Origin of the sequence: Microbacterium sp. Leaf436, from assembly GCF_001424715.1 — a bacterium.
Taxonomy (GTDB): domain Bacteria; phylum Actinomycetota; class Actinomycetes; order Actinomycetales; family Microbacteriaceae; genus Microbacterium.
In genome coordinates, this window is the sequence record NZ_LMRB01000002.1 from 792329 (window position 1) to 810168 (window position 17840).

Genomic DNA, 17840 nt, shown 5'->3' on the forward strand with positions numbered 1-17840 from the left:
TCCGCCGACGGGCGGGGGAGTGTCCCCGCCCGTCGGTAGACTCTCATCTCGTGTCCGACGCACCCGAGATCACCCCCGAGGCCGTCGCCTCCGCCGTCGAAGCCGCACTCGCGGCCATCGCCGCGGCCGCGACCACGGCCGACCTGAAAGCCGCCCGCTCCGCGCACACGGGGGAGCAATCCTCCCTCGCGCGACTGAACGCCCAGATGCGCGCCGTCGCCCCCGAGCACAAGGCCGCCTTCGGCAAGCTCGTGGGTCAGGCCCGCGGCCAGGTCACTCAGGCGCTCGCCGCCCGCGAGGCGGAGCTTGCCGAAGCCGAGACCGCCGCCCAGCTCGAAGCCGAGCGCATCGACGTGACGGCGCTGCCGCAGCGCGCGCGCGTGGGGGCACGGCATCCGATCTCGCTCCTGCAGGAGCAGGTGTCGGACATCTTCGTCGGCATGGGATGGGAGATCGCCGAGGGGCCCGAGCTCGAGCACGAGTGGTTCAACTTCGACGCCCTCAACTTCGACGTCGACCACCCGGCGCGCCAGATGCAGGACACGTTCTTCGTCGACCCGGTCGCGCGGCACTTGGTGCTGCGCACGCACACGAGCCCCGTGCAGGTGCGCTCCATGCTCGAGCGCGATCTGCCGATCTACGTGCTGTGCCCCGGCCGCGTGTACCGCACCGATGAGTTCGACGCGACGCACCTGCCGGTGTTCACGCAGTTCGAGGGCCTCGTCATCGACAAGGGCATCACGATGGCCCACCTCAAGGGCACCCTCGACCACGCCGCGCGCGTGCTGTTCGGGCCCGAGGCCAAGACGCGTTTCCGCGCGAACTTCTTCCCGTTCACCGAGCCGAGCGCCGAGCTCGACCTGTGGCACCCCACCTTCAAGGGCGGGGCGCGCTGGATCGAGTGGGGCGGGTGCGGAATGGTGAACCCCAATGTGCTGCGCGCCGCCGGCATCGACCCCGAGGAGTACTCGGGCTTCGCCTTCGGCATGGGCATCGAGCGCACGCTCATGTTCCGCAGCGACGTGCAGGACATGCGCGACATGGCCGAGGGCGATGTGCGCTTCAGCGAGCAGTTCGGAATGGTGGTCTGATGCGCGTCCCTCTCTCCTGGTTGCGCGAGTACGTCGACGTACCCGCGACGGCCACGCCCGAAGACGTCCTCGCGGCGTTGGTCTCGGTCGGATTCGAAGAAGAAGACGTGCACCGCTTCGAGCTGTCGGGCCCGATCGTCGTCGGCGAGGTGAAGGAGTTCACCGCCGAACCGCAGTCCAACGGCAAGACCATCCGCTGGTGCCAGGTCGACGTCGGCGCCGACAACGGGGGAGTGCGCGGCGTCGTCTGCGGTGCCGGCAACTTCTTCGAGGGCGACAAGGTCGTGGTGACCCTGCCCGGTTCGGTGCTGCCCGGCCCGTTCCCCATCGCCGCGCGCAAGACCTACGGCCACGTCTCCGACGGCATGATCGCCTCGGCGAAGGAGCTGGGTCTCGGCAGCGAGCACTCCGGCATCCTGCGTCTGATCGACCTCGGCATCGACGCGCCCGTGGGAACGGATGCCATCGCGCTGCTGGGGCTCGACGACCTCGCGGTCGAGATCAACGTCACCCCCGACCGCGGCTACGCCCTGTCGCTGCGCGGGGTCGCCCGCGAGTACTCGCACGCCACGGGTGCCGACTTCCGTGACCCCGGTGCCGGTCACGACGAGGCCGTCTCACGCACGCCCTCGGGCTTCGCGATCACCGTCGACGATCAGGCGCCGATCCGCGGTCGTCACGGCGCCACCGAGTTCGTGGCCCGCATCGTGCGCGACGTCGACCCCTCGCGTCCGACTCCGCCGTGGATGATCACGCGGCTCTCGCTCGCCGGTATCCGCTCGCTCGGCGTGCTGGTCGACATCACGAACTACGTCATGCTCGAGCTCGGCCAGCCGATCCACGGCTACGACCTCGACCGCCTGCAGGGCGGCATCACGGTGCGACGCGCCACGGCGGGCGAGAAGCTCGAGACCCTCGACGGCCAGGTGCGCACCCTGAACGCCGAAGATCTGCTCATCACCGACGAGTCGGGCCCCATCGGCCTGGCCGGTGTCATGGGCGGTGGCCCCACCGAGATGAGCGACGCCACCCGCAACGTGCTGATCGAGGCGGCGACGTTCGACCAGGTCTCTATCGCGCGTACCGCGCGGCGGCACAAGCTGCCCTCCGAAGCGTCGCGGCGTTTCGAGCGCGGCGTCGACCCGCTCGTGCCCTACGTCGCCGCGGAGCGCGTCGCGTCGCTGATGGTGGAGCTCGCCGGCGGCACGCTCGACACCGAGCTCGGTGGGTCGCTCTCGTCGGCGTACCGTCGCGACGCGATCACCCTGCCGGCCGGGTTCGTCTCGGGCCTGATCGGCGTCGAGTACACCGACGACGAGATCGTCTCGGCGCTCCGGCTCATCGGATGCACCGTCGACGAGCGCGAGTCGGGCTGGTCGGTCGTCGCCCCCTCGTGGCGCCACGACCTCACCGACAAGTGGACGCTGGCCGAAGAGGTCGCCCGCATCGAGGGATACCACCGCATCCCCTCGGTGCTGCCGACGCCTCCCTCGGGCCGGGGCCTCACCGCCGCGCAGCAGGGTCGTCGTCGGGTGACGAACGCGCTGGCCGCGGCCGGTTTCGTCGAGACGCCGTCGTTCCCGTTCACCACCGACGAGCAGAACGCCCTGCACGGCTCCCCCTCGGGCGACGCGCTGCCGAGCGTGAAGCTCGCCAATGCGCTCGACGGTCTCGCGCCGTACCTGCGCCGATCGCTCGTGCCCGCGCTGCTGCAGGTCGCGCACCGCAACGTCTCGCGCGGCATCGTCGATCTCGCGCTGTTCGAGATGGGCACCGTCTTCCTGCCGAAGCCGGGCGTGCAGTACGGCACCGCGTCGGTTCCGCCGCTGGCCGTGCGACCGGATGCCGCGACCCTCACCGCTCTGGACGCCTCGATCCCGCCGCAGCGCCGACACGTCGCCGTGCTGCTGGCCGGAAACACGGTCGCCAAGCAGCCCGGGCAGCCGGCCGTCGCGGCCGACCTGGCCGATGCGGTCGACGCCGTGCGCGTGCTGGCCTCGGCGGCGGGCCTCGACATCGAGCTCGTGCAGGCCCAGCGCGCAGCCCTGCACCCCGGCCGCACCGCACGCGTCCTGGCCGCGGGGCAGGACATCGGCTACGTCGGCGAGCTGCTGCCCGCCGTCTCGGCCGACGCCGACCTGCCGGGCCGGGTGCTCGTGGCCGAACTCGATCTCGACGCGATGCTCGAGCTGGCGCAGGCGCGCGTGGTCGCGGCATCGCTCTCGGGCTTCCCGGCGGCGACGCAGGACGTCTCGCTGACGGTCCCGGTCGAGGTGTCGGCGGGATCGGTGCGTGCCGCCCTCATCGAGGGTGGAGCCCCGCTGCTCGAGGGGGCGCGTCTGGTCGACGACTACCGCGGCCCCGGGGTGACCGATGGCACGAAGAGCCTGACGTTTGCCCTGCGCTTCCGCGCCGACGACCGCACCCTGACCGCCGCCGAGGCGACGGAGGCCAAGCTCGCCGGCGTCGCGGTGGCCGCGGAGCGCTTCGGCGCGGCCATTCGCGACTGACGCCCTGATCGAACGGAGCGCCGCCGGCTCATGCCGCGCGGCGCTTCGTCGTCTCGGCGGGCGGGTCGGCGACACTGGCGCGCGCCGTGGCGATCGTGCGGCGCGCACGCGAGAGGACCGCGCGGCCCACGGCCTGCACGCGCAGCCACGACTGGTCGCGCACGAGCAGCAGATCGAGCGCGATCATCGCGAGCGAGAACGGCCACAAGCCGAGCAGCAGACCGATGCCGAAGTGCGTGAGGGCGAGGCCGGCGACGGCGATGTAGCGGGTGGGCTTCCACAGCAACGCCACCGGGAACGTCAACTGCACGACCACGGCGAACCAGGTGCCGAGCATGACGAACGGCGTCACCTGCCAGACCGCCTGCCCGAGCGCCGGGAGCACTTGGAACTCGGTGATTGACAGCGCGTAGTAGAGCGCTGTTCCCGCGATCCATTCCTCGCCCTGGAGCTTCAGGATCGACGAGACGAGGTAAACGAGCAGGATCTGGTAGCAGCACAGGATCAACGCGGTGTTGTGCAGCAGCGGCGACAACCACTCGGGCAGGCGTCGACGGATGCCGTCGAACCGACCCGCGCGATCACCCCGACGGCGTCGCAGCCAGGCGTCGACGGAGAGGTGGCGGCTGAGGTCGGCGACGAGCGCGAACACGAGCACGATCCGCATGAGGGTGTCGCCGCCGTTGGTCAGCAGCGTGGTGTTCGTCGACAGGCCGACCCAGAAGAGCAGCAGGACCGGTGTGACCCACCGGGTCTTGAACCCGACGAGGAAGAGCAGCGCGAGGGCGATGAGCACGAAATACGCCACGTCGAACAGCACCGGGTCGTTCTTCGAGAAGATCAGGCGGAATGGTTCCCACCACCCGCGCCGGCGCGCTTCGGGTTCGACCCACCATGAACCGGCGCCCCACAGGTAGTGCCGGTCCGCGAAGCTCGGGAGCAGCACCAGCAACATCGCCACGGCGAAGATGATGCGCAGCAGCGAGAAGCCGATGGTGGCGTGGGGCGCGGAGGTCAGCCACGACTGGAAGCCGTTCCACGCGCGCACCGGGCTGAGGCGCTCGCGCCAGCCGGCGCGTCGGGTGAACTGAAGGGTCATGGCCGCTCCTCGCCGGTGTAGCGCGTCTGCACGTCGGCGAAGACGTCGCGCACGGATGCGTCATCGGGTTGCTCGGCCTGACGCCACCCGAAAGTGAGCTGCGACAGCGGGAACTGCCGCTCGTCGTCGAAGCGATACAGGAACTCGTTGGGGCGGTCGAACTGCGCCTGCCACCGCACGCGTTCGACGTCGCGGCCGAAGTAGGCCTCGGTGAAGACCGTCGAGTAGCGGTTCATCATGTAGTCGTAGCGCACGAAGGGCACGGCCGCGCCGCTGTCATCCGCGTCGCCGAGTGACTCCAGATCGTCGAGCAGCTCGGCATCCGGAATCGCCGAGAAGCTCCCCTCGGCGGTGCGCTCGATGAACGAGTCCTGTACGCGTTCCTGCTGCGCGTCGGACAGTTCGTCGTAGCGCTCGATGTAGGAACTCAGCGCGTTGATGCTGTTCTTCGAGATACGAGAGGGGGCGGGGATGCCGCGGACGGCGGCCAGCTCCATGTCGGTGACGTCGACCCAGTCGCTGGTGACGAGTTCTCCGTCGTCGTCGCGCCACTGCGCCTGCACCTGGAGCGCGCTGTTGACGCGCAGGAGGTTGGGGGCGAAGACGTCCCACCGTTGCGAGAAGTACGGAGCGAAGCCGTCGCTGACGGCGGCGCGGGCGGGGGAGGGCGGCGCCGTGAACGCCGCACTCACGAACACGTAGGCCCCGACGACCGCCACGGCCGCGACCGTCGCGATCGTGGGCGCCAGGCGGCGCGGCGCCGCCTGCGATGAACCGGGGGCCGGGGCCGGCCGCGTGGTGCGGCCGACCCCTGTCTTCTTCGAGGTCATCTCAGCCGCTCAGCGATTCCGAGTCGGTCCCGTCCGCGGGACGTCCACCGTCACCGCGTCGGGGACTGTCTGGTCGGAGTCCCTCTCGGGCTCGGGATGCCGTCGGCGCCTGCGCTCGCGGCATCCCCCTCTCAGCGACTCGGTGCACGCGGCCGTCCGAGCGAGGCGTCGTCGCGGCGACGGCGGTCGGTGCCGAAGGTGCGGCGGCCGATGCCGACGACATCGCGGGGCGAGCCGAGGAACCACGTCGGCGAGCCGACATCAGCGCCAGGCCGGCGATCAGCAACGCACCGGCGAGGAGCGAGAACGACGCGGCGCTGGTTCCCGTGTCGGAACCCGTGATGGCGAGGTGCGAGCCGGTCGTGGGAGCAGCGTATCCCGCAGGGGTGCCGGAGCGGTTCGAGGAGTCGGTGGAGTCCGTGGCGTCGCGGGAGTCCGTGGAGTCCGTGGAGTCAGCCGAGTCGGTGGAGTCGGTGGCGTCGGCCGAGTCGGTCATGTCCTTGGAGTCGGTCGAGTCCTTGGCGTCCCAGGAGTCGGTGGAGTCCTTGGAGTCGGTGGAGTCGGTGGAGTCTTTCGAGTCGGTGGAGTCGGTGGAGTCGGTGGAGTCTTTCGAGTCCTTGGAGTCGGTGGAGTCCTTGGAGTCAGTCGAGTCCTTGGAGTCGGTCATGTCCTTGGAGTCGGTGGAGTCCTTGGAGTCAGTCGAGTCCTTGGAGTTCCTTGGAGTCAGTCGAGTCCTTGGAGTCGGTCATGTCCTTGGAGTCGGTGGAGTCCTTGGAGTCAGTCGAGTCCTTGGAGTCGGTCATGTCCTTGGAGTCAGTCGAGTCCTTGGAGTCGGTCATGTCCTTGGAGTCGGTGGAGTCGGTGGAGTCCTTGGAGTCAGTCGAGTCCTTGGAGTCGGTCATGTCCTTGGAGTCGGTGGAGTCCTTCGAGTCAGTCGAGTCCTTGGAGTCGGTCATGTCCTTGGAGTCTTTCGAGTCCTTGGAATCAGTCGAGTCCTTGGAGGTGGAGTCCTTCGAGTCAGTCGAGTCCTTGGAGTCGGTCATGTCCTTGGAGTCTTTCGAGTCCTTGGAATCAGTCGAGTCCTTGGAGTCGGTGGAGTCCTTGGAGTCGGTGGAGTCCTTGGAGTCGGTCATGTCCTTGGAGTCTTTCGAGTCCCAAGAGTCAGTCGAGTCCTTGGAGTCGGTCATGTCCTTGGAGTCTTTCGAGTCCCAAGAGTCAGTCGAGTCCTTGGAGTCGGTGGAGTCCTTGGAGTCGGTCATGTCCTTGGAGTCTTTCGAGTCCCAGGAGTCAGTCGAGTCCTTGGAGTCGGTGGAGTCCTTGGAGTCGGTGGAGTCCTTGGAGTCGGTGGCGTCGTGCGAGTCCTTGGAGTCTTTCGAGTCCTTGGAGTCAGTGGAGTCCCAGGAGTCGGTGGAGTCCCAGGAGTCGGTGGAGTCCTTGGAGTCGGTGGAGTCCCAGGAGTCGGTGGAGTCCCAGGAGTCGGTGGAGTCCTTGGAGTCRGTGGAGTCCCAGGAGTCGGTGGAGTCCTTGGAGTCGGTCATGTCCTTGGAGTCTTTCGAGTCCCAAGAGTCAGTCGAGTCCTTGGAGTCGGTGGAGTCCTCGGAGTCGGTCATGTCCTTGGAGTCGGTCATGTCCTTGGAGTCGGTGGAGTCCTTGGAGTCGGTTGCGTCGTGCGAGTCTTTCGAGTCCTTGGAGTCCCAGGAGTCAGTGGAGTCTTTCGAGTCCTTGGAGTCGGTGGAGTCCCAGGAGTCAGTGGAGTCTTTCGAGTCCTTGGAGTCAGTCGAGTCCCAAGAGTCAGTCGAGTCCTTGGAGTCGGTCATGTCCTGGGAGTCTTTCGAGTCCTTGGAGTCGGTGGAGTCCTTGGAGTCCTTGGAGTCGGTCACGTCATGCGAGTCCGTGGAATCCTTGCCGTCGACGCTCGTGTCCGTGTGGCCGTCGACGCTCGTGTCCGTGTGGCCGTCGGTGGTTCCGTCCACGTGACCGTCGGTCGTGCCGTCGGAGTGGCCGTCCGTGGTGCCGTCGGTCGTGCCGTCCACGTGACCGTCGGTCGTTCCGTCGGTCGTGCCGTCCACGTGACCGTCGGTCGTTCCGTCGGTCGTGCCGTCGGTGTGCCCGTCGGTCGTGCCGTCCACGTGACCGTCGGTCGTTCCGTCGGTCGTGCCGTCGGTGTGCCCGTCGGTCGTTCCATCGGTGTGCCCGTCGGTCGTTCCATCGGCGTGCCCGTCGGCCGTCCCGTCGGTGTGCCCGTCGGTCGTGCCGTCGGTCGTTCCGTCGGCCGTCCCGTCGGTGTGCCCATCGGTGGTGCCGTCGGTCGTGCCGTCGGTGTGCCCATCGGTGGTGCCGCCCGTTGTGCCGTCGGTGTGCGACCCGTCGGTGGTCTGCGGCTCGATCGTCGCCGCTGACGACTCCTCCGTGACCGATTCCCCGAGAGCCGAAGCGCTCAGCGGCGCTCCGAATGCTGCGAGTGCGCTCAGAGCGAGCACAGCTGTCGTCTTGATGATGGTCCGGCGCACTCGCATCGTGCGAGATGCGCGAACTCCGTGAAAGTTCGTGCGAAGCACAAGAATCCTCTGGTTACCTAGGCCCCCCTAAGCACCACGTGGTCGAAGCTAGAGAGCTTTATGGATCATGCGGGGGTGGTTGACTCCGCCGTCGGCACCCGTCATAGTTCGCGATTCGCGGGGCGAACGGTGCGTCGATCTCGTCCACCGGTGGGCGTGACGATGCCCCCATCGCCGGTAAGGGGAGCACGGGGAAGTGCACGGCGATGGGGGCAGCGCGGATCAGCGTAAGACCCCTGGCGGTGAAGGCCATGCCTTTGTGTGGCCGGTCATTCGCTGATATCACGCGGGCGTGGATACGGTCGCTGATTTGCCCTCGCCCGGGCGCGGCGGATAACCTCGCCACATGTCGTCGACCGTCGTGTGCACCGAGGAGCTCTCCGTGAGCCCCGTTGCCGTGCGTCGACGTCGGGTCGCACGCCGAGTTTCGGCGACCTCGTAACCCGCCGACGGTCGGGCATGCGGGCGTCGCCGCCCCGGTTATCGCTGAGTTCAGCACCAGCCCCGACTCCTAAGGTGGACACATGACCCTCTCGGTCGCCGTTTCCGGCGCTTCCGGCTACGCGGGCGGCGAGATCCTCCGTCTGCTGGCCGATCATCCCGACGTCCAGGTGCGAACGGTCACGGCGCACTCCAGTGCCGGCCAGCCCCTCGTCGCCCATCAGCCGCACCTGCGCTCTCTCGCGCATCTCGAACTGAAGCCGACGACACCCGAGGTGCTCGCCGGTCACGACGTCGTCTTCCTCGCCCTCCCGCACGGCCAGTCCGCGCAGTACACCGACGCGCTGGCCGACACCCCGCTCGTCATCGACGCGGGTGCCGACCACCGCCTGACCTCGCCGGACGACTGGGCGGAGTTCTATGGCGGAGCGCACCCCGAGCCGTGGGCCTACGGCGTTCCCGAGCTGCCCGTCGGGCGCCGCAAGCAGCGTGAGCTGCTGCGGGGCGCCGCACGTATCGCCGCTCCGGGATGCAATGCCTCGACCGTCGCCCTCTCGCTCGCGCCGGGGATCGCGGCGGGGGTCATCGAGCCCGGCGACATCGTCTCGGTGCTCGCGGTGGGCCCGAGCGGGGCAGGAAAGTCGGCCAAGACGAACCTCCTCGCGAGCGAGATCCTCGGGACCGCCAACCCATATGCCGTCGGCGGCACACATCGTCACATCCCCGAGATCCGCCAGGCGCTGGCCGCCGCGGGCACGCCTGCCGCCGGCATCCGCATCTCGTTCACCCCCGTCCTGGTTCCCATGGCGCGCGGGATCCTCGCGACGTCGTCGGCCCCGATCCGTGAGGGGGTCTCGGATGCCGAGATCCGCGCCGCGTGGGAGCAGGCCTATGCCGACGAGCCCTTCGTCGAGCTGCTTCCCGAGGGTGTGTTCCCGCGCACCGCCGACGTGCTCGGCGCCAACGTCGCCTCGCTGGGTCTCGCCATCGACCGCGCGGCGAACCGCGTGGTCGTGGTCGCCGCCGTCGACAACCTCGTCAAGGGCACCGCCGGTGCCGCCGTGCAATCCATGAACATCGCGCTGGGCCTCGCCGAGACCACCGCCCTCCCCTTGAACGGAGTCGCCCCGTGAGCGTGACCGTCCCCGCAGGATTCGAGGCAGCCGGAGTCGCTGTAGGCCTGAAGCCGACCGGTGCGCGCGATGTCGCCGTCGTCGTGAACCGCGGCCCTCTCAAGGTCGGTGCGGCCGTCTTCACGTCGAACCGTGCCAAGGCCAATCCGATCCTCTGGTCGGAGCAGGTCGTGAAGGACGGCGTCATCGAGGCCGTCGTGCTCAACTCGGGTGGGGCCAACTGCTTCACGGGCGCATTCGGGTTCCAGACGACGCACCAGACCGCCGAGCGTGCCGCCGAGCTGCTGGGTGTCGGCGCCGGAGACGTGGTGGTCTGCTCGACCGGGTTGATCGGCACGGGCGACGAGGTCTTCCGCGCCAAGGTGCTCGCCGGTGTCGACACGGGTATCGCCACTCTCTCGACCGACGGGGGAGAAGACGCGTCGCTGGCGATCATGACCACCGACTCCCGCCCCAAGCGCGCCGTGCACGTCGGCGACGGATGGAGCATCGGCGCGATGGCGAAGGGCGCCGGCATGCTGGCTCCGGGCCTCGCCACCATGCTCGTCGTCGTCACCACCGACGTCGTGCTCGACGCCGACGAAGCCGACGCGGCTCTGCGGGCGGCCACGCGCGTGAGCTTCGATCGTCTGGATTCCGACGGCTGCATGTCGACCAACGACCAGGTGACGCTGCTCGCCAGCGGGGCCAGTGGCATCCGTGTGCCCGCCGATCAGTTCGCCACGGCGCTGGCCGCGGTGTGCGACGACCTCGCCGCGCAGCTGCAGGGCGACGCCGAGGGGGCGAGTCACGACATCACGATCCGGGTGACCCAGGCCGCCTCCGAGGACGAGGCCGTCGAGGTGGGCCGCTCCATCGCGCGCAACAACCTGTTCAAGGCCGCCGTGTTCGGCAACGATCCCAACTGGGGGCGGGTCCTCGCGGCGATCGGCACGACCTCGGCCCGGTTCGACCCGTACGACGTCGACGTCTGGATGAACGGCGTGCGCGTGTGCACCGCGGGTGGCCCCGACCGCCCTCGCGAAGACGTCGACCTCACCCCGCGCGCGCTCGACCTCGTCGTCGACCTCCGTGCCGGCTCGGCCGAGGCCACGATCCGCACCAACGACCTGACGCACGATTACGTCCACGAGAACAGCGCCTACTCCTCATGACACACATCGACCTTCAAGACACCGATCCCGCCCAGGCCAGTGACCGGGCGGTCACGCTCGTCGAGTCGCTGCCGTGGGTGCGCAAGTACCGCGACCAGGTCGTGGTGGTGAAGTACGGCGGAAACGCGATGGTCAGCGACGAGCTGCAGGACGCTTTCGCGGCCGACATCGCCTACCTGCGTTACGTCGGGGTGAAGCCGGTCGTCGTGCACGGTGGCGGACCTCAGATCTCGTCGATGCTCGACCGCCTCGACATTCCGAGCGAGTTCCGCGGCGGCTACCGCGTGACCTCCACCGAGGCCATCGGCGTCGTGCGCATGGTGCTCACGGGACAGATCAACCCGCAGCTCGTCGCGAAGGTCAACGCCCACGGACCACTGGCCACCGGACTGAGCGGTGAGGATGCCGGCCTGTTCGGCGGTCGTCGTCGCGGTGTGGTCGTCGACGGCGTCGAGCACGACCTGGGCCGCGTGGGCGATGTCGTCACGGTCGACCCGCAGCCGGTGCTCGATCACCTCGCCGCGGGCCGCGTGCCCATCGTCTCGAGCATCGCGCCCGACCTCGACCACCCCGGCGCGTCGTTGAACGTGAACGCGGATGCCGCGGCCGCGGCGCTCGCGGTGGCGTTGAACGCCAAGAAGCTCGTGGTGCTGACCGACGTGCCCGGCCTCTACGCCGACTGGCCCAACCGCGACTCGCTCGTGTCGCACCTGACCTCGACCGAGCTGCGCGAGATGGTGCCGCGTCTGGAATCGGGCATGATCCCCAAGATGCAGGCCTGCCTCGACGCGGTCGACGGGGGAGTGCCCTCCGCGGCCATCATCGACGGTCGTGTGCCGCACTCGGTGCTCGTCGAACTGTTCACCAGCAAGGGAATCGGAACGGAGGTGGTGGCATGACCACCGCAACCTGGCAGGAAGACGCCGGACGCGACCTCGTCCGCAGCTTCGGCGACCGCATGGCACTGTTCGTGCGCGGCGAGGGGGCCTACGTCTGGGACGCCGACGACACGAAGTACCTCGACTTCCTGGCCGGAATCGCCGTCAATGCCCTCGGTCACGCGCACCCCACCTTCGTCGAGGCGCTGACCGCCCAGGCATCCACCCTGGCGCACGTGTCGAACTACTTCGCCACGCCGCCGCAGCTCGCGCTCGCCGCGCGTCTGAAGCGTCTCGCGGGCACGGGCGAATCGGGCCGGGTGTACTTCGGCAACTCGGGTGCCGAGGCGAACGAGGCGGCGCTCAAGCTCGCGCGTCTGCATGGTCGCGGCACCGAGCGCACTCGGATCCTGACGCTCAAGGGCGGCTTCCACGGGCGCACCATGGGCGCCCTCGCGCTCACCGGCAAGCCCGCGCTGCAGGCCGACTTCCTGCCCATGGTCCCGGGGGTCGAGCACATCGACGCCACGATCGAGGCGCTGGAGAGCGCTGTCGATGACCGTGTCGCAGCCCTGCTCGTCGAGCCCATCCAGGGCGAGGCCGGGGTCGTGGAGCTGCCCGAGGGCTACCTGCAGGCGGCCCGCGAGATCACCGCCCGCCACGGCGCGCTGCTGATCATCGACGAGATCCAGACGGGCGCCGGCCGCACCGGTGCCTGGTTCGGCTTCCAGCACTCCGGGATCGTGCCGGATGCCATCACCGTGGCCAAGGGCATCGGCGGCGGCTTCCCGATCGGCGCGCTCATCACCTTCGGGGCGGCCAGCGATCTGTTCTTCCCCGGTACGCACGGCTCGACCTTCGGCGGCAACGCGCTGGGGACCGCCGTCGGCGGCGCCGTGCTGCACGAGATCGAGTCGTCCGGCCTCGTCGAGAACGCCGCCCGCCGCGAGACCGAGCTGCGCGAGGGTATCGCCGGGCTGGGCTCGCCCCTGGTCGCCGGCGTCCGCGGGCGTGGCCTGTTGCTCGGCATCGGTCTCACCAGCCCCGTCGCGAAGGCCGTCGTCGCCGCTGCCCAGCAGCACGGGCTCATCATCAACGCGGCGAACGACGACACCATCCGCATCGCGCCGCCCCTCACGATCGGCGATGCCGAAGTGGCCGAGTTCCTCTCGCTCTTCGGCGCCGCGCTTGCCACCGTTTCTGACGCCCTCATCCTCGAAGGAGCCCCCGCGTGACCCGCCACCTGCTGCGCGACGACGACCTGAGCCCGGCCGAACAGGCCGAGATCCTCGACCTCGCCATCGAGCTGAAGAAGGACCGCTGGGCGCAGAAGCCGCTCGCCGGCCCTCAGACCGTCGCGGTGATCTTCGACAAGTCGTCGACCCGCACGCGCGTGTCGTTCGCCGTGGGCATCGCCGACCTGGGCGGCTCGCCGCTCATCATCTCGACGGCCAACAGCCAGCTCGGCGGCAAGGAGACCCCCTCCGACACCGCCCGCGTGCTGGAGCGGCAGGTCGCGGCGATCGTCTGGCGCACGTACGCGCAGGCGGGCCTCGAAGAGATGGCGCGCGGCACGCGCGTTCCCGTCGTCAACGCGCTGAGCGACGATTTCCACCCGTGCCAGCTGCTCGCCGACCTGCTGACGATCCGTGAGCACAAGGGCGAGCTCGCGGGGCTGACGCTGTCGTTCTTCGGCGACGGGCAGAGCAACATGGCCCACTCGTACGTGCTCGCCGGCGTCACGGCCGGAATGCACGTCCGTGTCGCAGCTCCCGCCGACTACGCGCCCCGCGCCGACGTCATCGCCGATGCCGAGCGCATCGCCGCCACCACCGGCGGATCGGTGACTCTCACCAGCGACCCCGAGGCCGCGGCATCCGGAGCCGACGTCGTCGTCACCGACACGTGGGTGTCGATGGGCAAAGAAGAAGAGAAGCTCGCGCGCATCCGCGACCTGGGCGACTTCAAGGTCACGAGCGAGCTCATGACGCGCGCCGACGAGGGGGCGATCTTCATCCACTGCCTGCCCGCCGACCGCGGCTACGAAGTCGACGCCGAGGTCATCGACGGTCGCCAGAGCGTGGTGTGGGACGAGGCCGAGAATCGGCTCCACGCCCAGAAGGCGTTGCTGGTGTGGCTTCTGCGCCAGGGCTGACCACGCGGATCGGCCGCACCTGGACCCGCTTCGACGGGCCGGGGCGGCTGATCGGTGTCGACCTGGCCCGGGGCCTCGCGGTCCTGGGCATGCTGGCCGCGCACCTGCTCGACACCGAGGACTTCGTCGCGCGCGACCCGTCGTCGTGGCTCGACGTGGTCAACGGGCGCTCGTCCATCCTCTTCGCGGTGCTGGCGGGCGTGTCGATCGCGCTGGTGACCGGCGGTCCCCGTCCGCTCGAGGGACCCCGGCGCGCTCGCGCGGCCGCGCGGTTGGCGCTGCGCGGGGCGCTGCTGTGGGTGATCGGCATGCTGCTGGTGTTCACCGGGGTGCCGGTGTACGTGATCCTTCCCGCGTACGCGCTGCTGTTCGCGCTGTCGCTGCCGTTTCTGGGAATGCGTCCGCGCGGGCTGTTCCTCACGGCGGGGGCCGTCGCCCTCGTCATGCCGTGGATCCAACCCGTGCTCGATGCGGCCCCCCTCTGGAGCGGCCGGTTCGGCGAAGAGATCTCCGCCGCGCTCGGCTGGAACTACCCGTTCCCGGTGTGGATCGCGTTCCTGCTGGCGGGCATGGGGCTCGGACGCCTCGACCTGCGTCTGCTGCCCGAGCAGACCCTGATGCTGCTGTCGGGTGGTGCCCTCATGCTCGCGGGTTACGGCCTGGCCCTGGTGACGGAACCCGCCGTCGCCGGCGATCGGTACCTGTCCACCGTCCTCACCGCCGAGGACCACTCGGCGGGGCTGTGGGAGGTCATCGGATCGGGCGGTTTCGCGATCGCGACGATCGGGCTGTGCCTGCTGCTGTGCCGGACGCCGGTGCGGTGGCTCGCGATCCCGCTCCGCGCCGTCGGTTCCATGCCGCTCACGGCCTACGTGCTGCAGCTGATCGTGTGGGCGTTCGTCGCGCTCGCGGTGCTGGGCGACACGTCGGACCTGTGGGGGATCCGCGCCCTGGGCCTCTTCGGGCCGCTGACCCTCGGCCTGGTCGTCGGCTGCACCGCGTGGGCGCTGACGGTGGGGCGCGGGCCTCTCGAGGCGCTGATCGACGCCGTGGTGCGCTTCGTCGTGGGCCGGGATGCCGCGACCCCGGCCGCGGTTCGCTGAGACGCCTCGGTAGGCTGGGGGCATGAGTCACGAGAGCGGTCAGTCGACGAACGAGGGCGCCCTGTGGGGGGCCCGTTTCTCGGGCGGCCCCTCTCCCGAGCTGGCGGCCCTCAGCCGTTCCACGCACTTCGACTGGGACCTCGCCCTGTACGACATCGCGGGCTCGCACGCGCACACCGCCGCCCTCGAGGCGGCGGGCTACCTCGACGCCGATGAGGCCGCGGCCATGCACGCCGGTCTCGACGACCTGGCGGCGCGCCTGCGCGCGGGCACCTTGGTCGCCGCTCCCGGCGACGAAGACGTGCACGGCGCCCTCGAACGCGTGCTGATCGAGACCGTGGGTCCCGCGCTCGGGGGCAAGCTCCGCGCCGGACGCAGCCGTAACGACCAGATCGCCACCCTCGTGCGGCTGTACCTGCTCGATCACGCACGCACGATCACCCGCGAGGTGCTGCGCCTCATCGACGCGCTCGTCGCCCAGGCCGAGGCGCACGACACCGCGATCATGCCGGGCCGCACCCACCTGCAGCACGCGCAGCCGGTGCTGCTGGCCCACCACCTGCAGGCCTACGGTTGGGCCTTCACACGCGGCATCGAACGCCTCCGCGACTGGTCGGTGCGCGCGTCGGTGTCGCCCTACGGCGGCGGGGCGCTCGCCGGGGCGACCCTGGGCCTCGACCCGCAGCTGGTCGCCGATCACCTGGGCCTGGCCCGACCTGCCGAGAACTCCCTCGACGGCACCGCGTCGCGCGACGTCGTGGCCGAGTTCGCGTTCATCACCGCCATGATCGGCGTCGACCTGTCGCGCCTGTCCGAAGACGTCATCCTGTGGAACACGCGCGAGTTCGGCTTCGTCACGCTCGACGACGCCTACTCGACGGGCTCGAGCATCATGCCGCAGAAGAAGAACCCCGACATCGCCGAACTCGCGCGCGGCAAGGCCGGCCGCATGATCGGCAACCTGTCGGGCCTGCTGGCCACTCTCAAGGGTCTTCCGCTCGCGTACAACCGCGACCTTCAAGAAGACAAGGAGCCCGTGTTCGACTCGGTGCGCACGCTCGAGCTCGTGCTGCCGGCCTTCTCGGGCATGATCGCGACGCTGCGGTTCCACACCGAGCGCATGGCCGAGCTCGCCCCCCAGGGGTTCTCGCTCGCGACCGACGTGGCCGAGTGGCTCGTGCGTCAGGGCGTGGCCTTCCGCGACGCGCATGAGATCTCGGGGGAGCTCGTGCGCGCCTGCGAGGAGCGCGAGATCGGCCTCGAAGACGCCGATGACGCTCTGCTGGCCTCGGTCTCTCCCCGTCTCACTCCGGCGGTGCGCGAGGTGCTCTCGATCGAGGGGTCGGTGTCGAGCCGCACGGGCGTGGGGGGAACGGCGCCCGCACGCGTGAGCGAGCAGCGTCACGAGCTCGTCTCGCGCGCGCAGGCCGCCGCTCGCACACTCATCGAATAAGTATCAGCTTTTCGCTTATCAAACCGTAAAGATAAGCGATACGCTTATGTCATGAGTATCGCCGTGATCGCCGACATCGTCGCCTCGAGGCAGCTCGTCGACCGCGCCGCCGCACAGCGACGCATCGCACGGGTCGTCGGCGACGCCGACCGCGATCTGCCGGTCGCGAAGCAGCCCCTCGCGGCCGTCGTGGGCGATGAACTGCAGGGCGAGTACGACCGACTCGGCGACGCGCTCGCGTCGCTGCTGCTCGTGCGTCTGGCGCTCCCCGACGGGATCGACTGCCGCTTCGGTGTGGGTGTCGGCGCGGTACGACCCATCGAGCTCGACGGACGCACCGTGCCCGAGGGGCCGGCCTGGTGGGCGGCCCGCGCCGCGATCGAGAGAACCGCGCGACTGCAGCAACGCGCCGCGCCGTTCGCGCGCACGTGGATCGAGGCCGCCGAGGGAGAGGATGCCGCCATGGTCGACACCATCTCGCTCGCCAACGCCTACGCGCTCAGCCGCGACCAACTGGTCTCGACGATGAGCGAACGCACGCGCCGCCTCACCTACGGCCGGTGCCTGGGTCGCTCGCAGCGGGAACTTGCCGAGACCGAGGGCGTCAGCCAGTCGGCCGTCTCGCAGGCCCTGGCCTCCGCCGGCTCCGCCGCGATCGTCGAGGGCTTCGCCGCCCTCACCCGCGGAGCGCGCTCGTGATCGCCGCGGGACTCCTGCTGCTGGCCGTCGGGTCGGTCGACCTGCTGCGCCAGATGATCCGATCCCGCCGCTGGATCGCCTTCGCTGCGGCGGCGGTGGCGCTCGTCGTGGTGTCGGCGGGACTGGATGCCGTGATCGCGGGCCTGCTCGCCGTCGCCGTCGCCGCGATCTGGACGTGGGTCGTGCCCGAGCACGGTCCCGCGCGCGCGGGCCTCTGGCCCGTGGCCCTGCTGGCGCTCGCCGCGGCGGCCTGCGTGGTCATCGCCCCGGGCCGCGTCCGCCCCGGCATGCTGGGCGAGATGTGGACCACCTACCGACCGGCCGACGCCGTGTCGGTCGACGTGATCGTGCTGGTCGTCGGGTGCCTGGTGTTCCTGCTCGAGTCCGGCAACGCGGTCGTGCGCATCGCGCTCCGCTCCGAGATGGGTGGCCGCGTCGCCCCCGACGAGACGGCGACGCCGACGCTCAAGGGTGGACGCCTCATCGGACCGCTGGAGCGCATCCTGGTCTTCGTGCTGACGCTCGCCGGGGCGTACACGCTCATCGCCGCGGTGCTCGCCGCGAAGGGCATCGTGCGCTTCCCCGAGATCTCGCGCGACGGCGACGGGGGAGACCGCGCGGAGTACTTCCTGATCGGCAGCCTCGTGAGCTGGGTGACGTCGTTGGCGGCGGCGTTCCTCGTGTGGTGGGGCGTGCACGCGGGCTGACGGCAGTGTGCGGCCGCGCGTGCGGCCGA

Annotated in this window: 15 protein-coding genes; 11 read left to right on the top strand and 4 right to left on the bottom strand. The window is 69.8% G+C overall.

Annotated features, from left to right (window positions below; genetic code table 11):
• Positions 1-50 precede the first annotated feature (50 nt).
• Together pheS and pheT are read left to right on the top strand one after the other, a co-directional pair.
• Positions 51-1091, top strand: a complete 1041-nt coding sequence (pheS, locus tag ASG45_RS07970; protein ID WP_055835237.1) for a phenylalanine--tRNA ligase subunit alpha — start codon at positions 51-53, stop codon at positions 1089-1091.
• Positions 1091-3601: a phenylalanine--tRNA ligase subunit beta gene (pheT, locus tag ASG45_RS07975; protein ID WP_055835240.1), complete on the top strand. Its 2511-nt coding sequence runs from the start codon at positions 1091-1093 to the stop codon at positions 3599-3601. The genes pheS and pheT overlap by 1 nt, the downstream gene beginning before the upstream one ends.
• Before the next feature lie 28 nt (positions 3602-3629).
• Here pheT and ASG45_RS07980 read toward each other — a convergent pair whose 3' ends face one another.
• From ASG45_RS07980 to ASG45_RS16480, 4 genes are read right to left on the bottom strand one after another with little or no spacing between them, the layout of a single operon-like run.
• Positions 3630-4700 carry an HTTM domain-containing protein gene (locus ASG45_RS07980; RefSeq protein ID WP_055835243.1) on the bottom strand — a complete coding sequence of 357 codons (1071 nt, stop codon included), beginning with the start codon at positions 4698-4700 and terminating at the stop codon, positions 3630-3632.
• Complete coding sequence (locus tag ASG45_RS07985) at positions 4697-5530, bottom strand: DUF5819 family protein (RefSeq protein WP_055835246.1); 834 nt, start codon at positions 5528-5530, stop codon at positions 4697-4699. The genes ASG45_RS07980 and ASG45_RS07985 overlap by 4 nt, the downstream gene beginning before the upstream one ends.
• 1 nt (position 5531) lies before the next feature.
• Positions 5532-6197 (bottom strand): LPXTG cell wall anchor domain-containing protein, encoded by a 666-nt coding sequence (locus ASG45_RS07990; protein ID WP_055835249.1) that lies wholly within the window; start codon positions 6195-6197, stop codon positions 5532-5534.
• A 28-nt stretch (positions 6198-6225) separates the two neighbouring features.
• A complete protein-coding gene (locus ASG45_RS16480; protein ID WP_200943400.1) occupies positions 6226-8010 on the bottom strand; it encodes a hypothetical protein in 1785 nt (594 codons plus the stop codon).
• A gap of 602 nt (positions 8011-8612) precedes the next feature.
• On the opposite strand from ASG45_RS16480, the gene argC reads away from it, so the two are divergent.
• The 9 genes from argC to ASG45_RS08045 are packed head-to-tail and all read left to right on the top strand — an operon-like array spanning position 8613 to position 17811.
• Positions 8613-9662 (top strand): N-acetyl-gamma-glutamyl-phosphate reductase, encoded by a 1050-nt coding sequence (gene argC, locus ASG45_RS08005; RefSeq protein ID WP_055835258.1) that lies wholly within the window; start codon positions 8613-8615, stop codon positions 9660-9662.
• A complete protein-coding gene (argJ, locus tag ASG45_RS08010; protein ID WP_055835261.1) occupies positions 9659-10816 on the top strand; it encodes a bifunctional glutamate N-acetyltransferase/amino-acid acetyltransferase ArgJ in 1158 nt (385 codons plus the stop codon). Before argC ends, argJ begins: the two co-directional genes overlap by 4 nt.
• Positions 10813-11715, top strand: a complete 903-nt coding sequence (gene argB, locus ASG45_RS08015) for an acetylglutamate kinase (RefSeq protein WP_055835264.1) — start codon at positions 10813-10815, stop codon at positions 11713-11715. The genes argJ and argB overlap by 4 nt, the downstream gene beginning before the upstream one ends.
• Positions 11712-12929, top strand: a complete 1218-nt coding sequence (locus ASG45_RS08020) for an acetylornithine transaminase (protein WP_055835267.1) — start codon at positions 11712-11714, stop codon at positions 12927-12929. Before argB ends, ASG45_RS08020 begins: the two co-directional genes overlap by 4 nt.
• Positions 12926-13849 carry an ornithine carbamoyltransferase gene (gene argF / locus ASG45_RS08025; RefSeq protein WP_055835270.1) on the top strand — a complete coding sequence of 308 codons (924 nt, stop codon included), beginning with the start codon at positions 12926-12928 and terminating at the stop codon, positions 13847-13849. The genes ASG45_RS08020 and argF overlap by 4 nt, the downstream gene beginning before the upstream one ends.
• Complete coding sequence (locus ASG45_RS08030) at positions 13828-14952, top strand: heparan-alpha-glucosaminide N-acetyltransferase domain-containing protein (protein WP_082516507.1); 1125 nt, start codon at positions 13828-13830, stop codon at positions 14950-14952. The genes argF and ASG45_RS08030 overlap by 22 nt, the downstream gene beginning before the upstream one ends.
• A 22-nt stretch (positions 14953-14974) precedes the next feature.
• Positions 14975-16405 carry an argininosuccinate lyase gene (argH, locus tag ASG45_RS08035; RefSeq protein ID WP_055835273.1) on the top strand — a complete coding sequence of 477 codons (1431 nt, stop codon included), beginning with the start codon at positions 14975-14977 and terminating at the stop codon, positions 16403-16405.
• 51 nt (positions 16406-16456) lie between these two features.
• Positions 16457-17104: a SatD family protein gene (locus tag ASG45_RS08040; protein WP_055835275.1), complete on the top strand. Its 648-nt coding sequence runs from the start codon at positions 16457-16459 to the stop codon at positions 17102-17104.
• A complete protein-coding gene (locus ASG45_RS08045) occupies positions 17101-17811 on the top strand; it encodes a hypothetical protein (RefSeq protein ID WP_055835278.1) in 711 nt (236 codons plus the stop codon). The genes ASG45_RS08040 and ASG45_RS08045 overlap by 4 nt, the downstream gene beginning before the upstream one ends.
• Positions 17812-17840 lie beyond the last annotated feature (29 nt).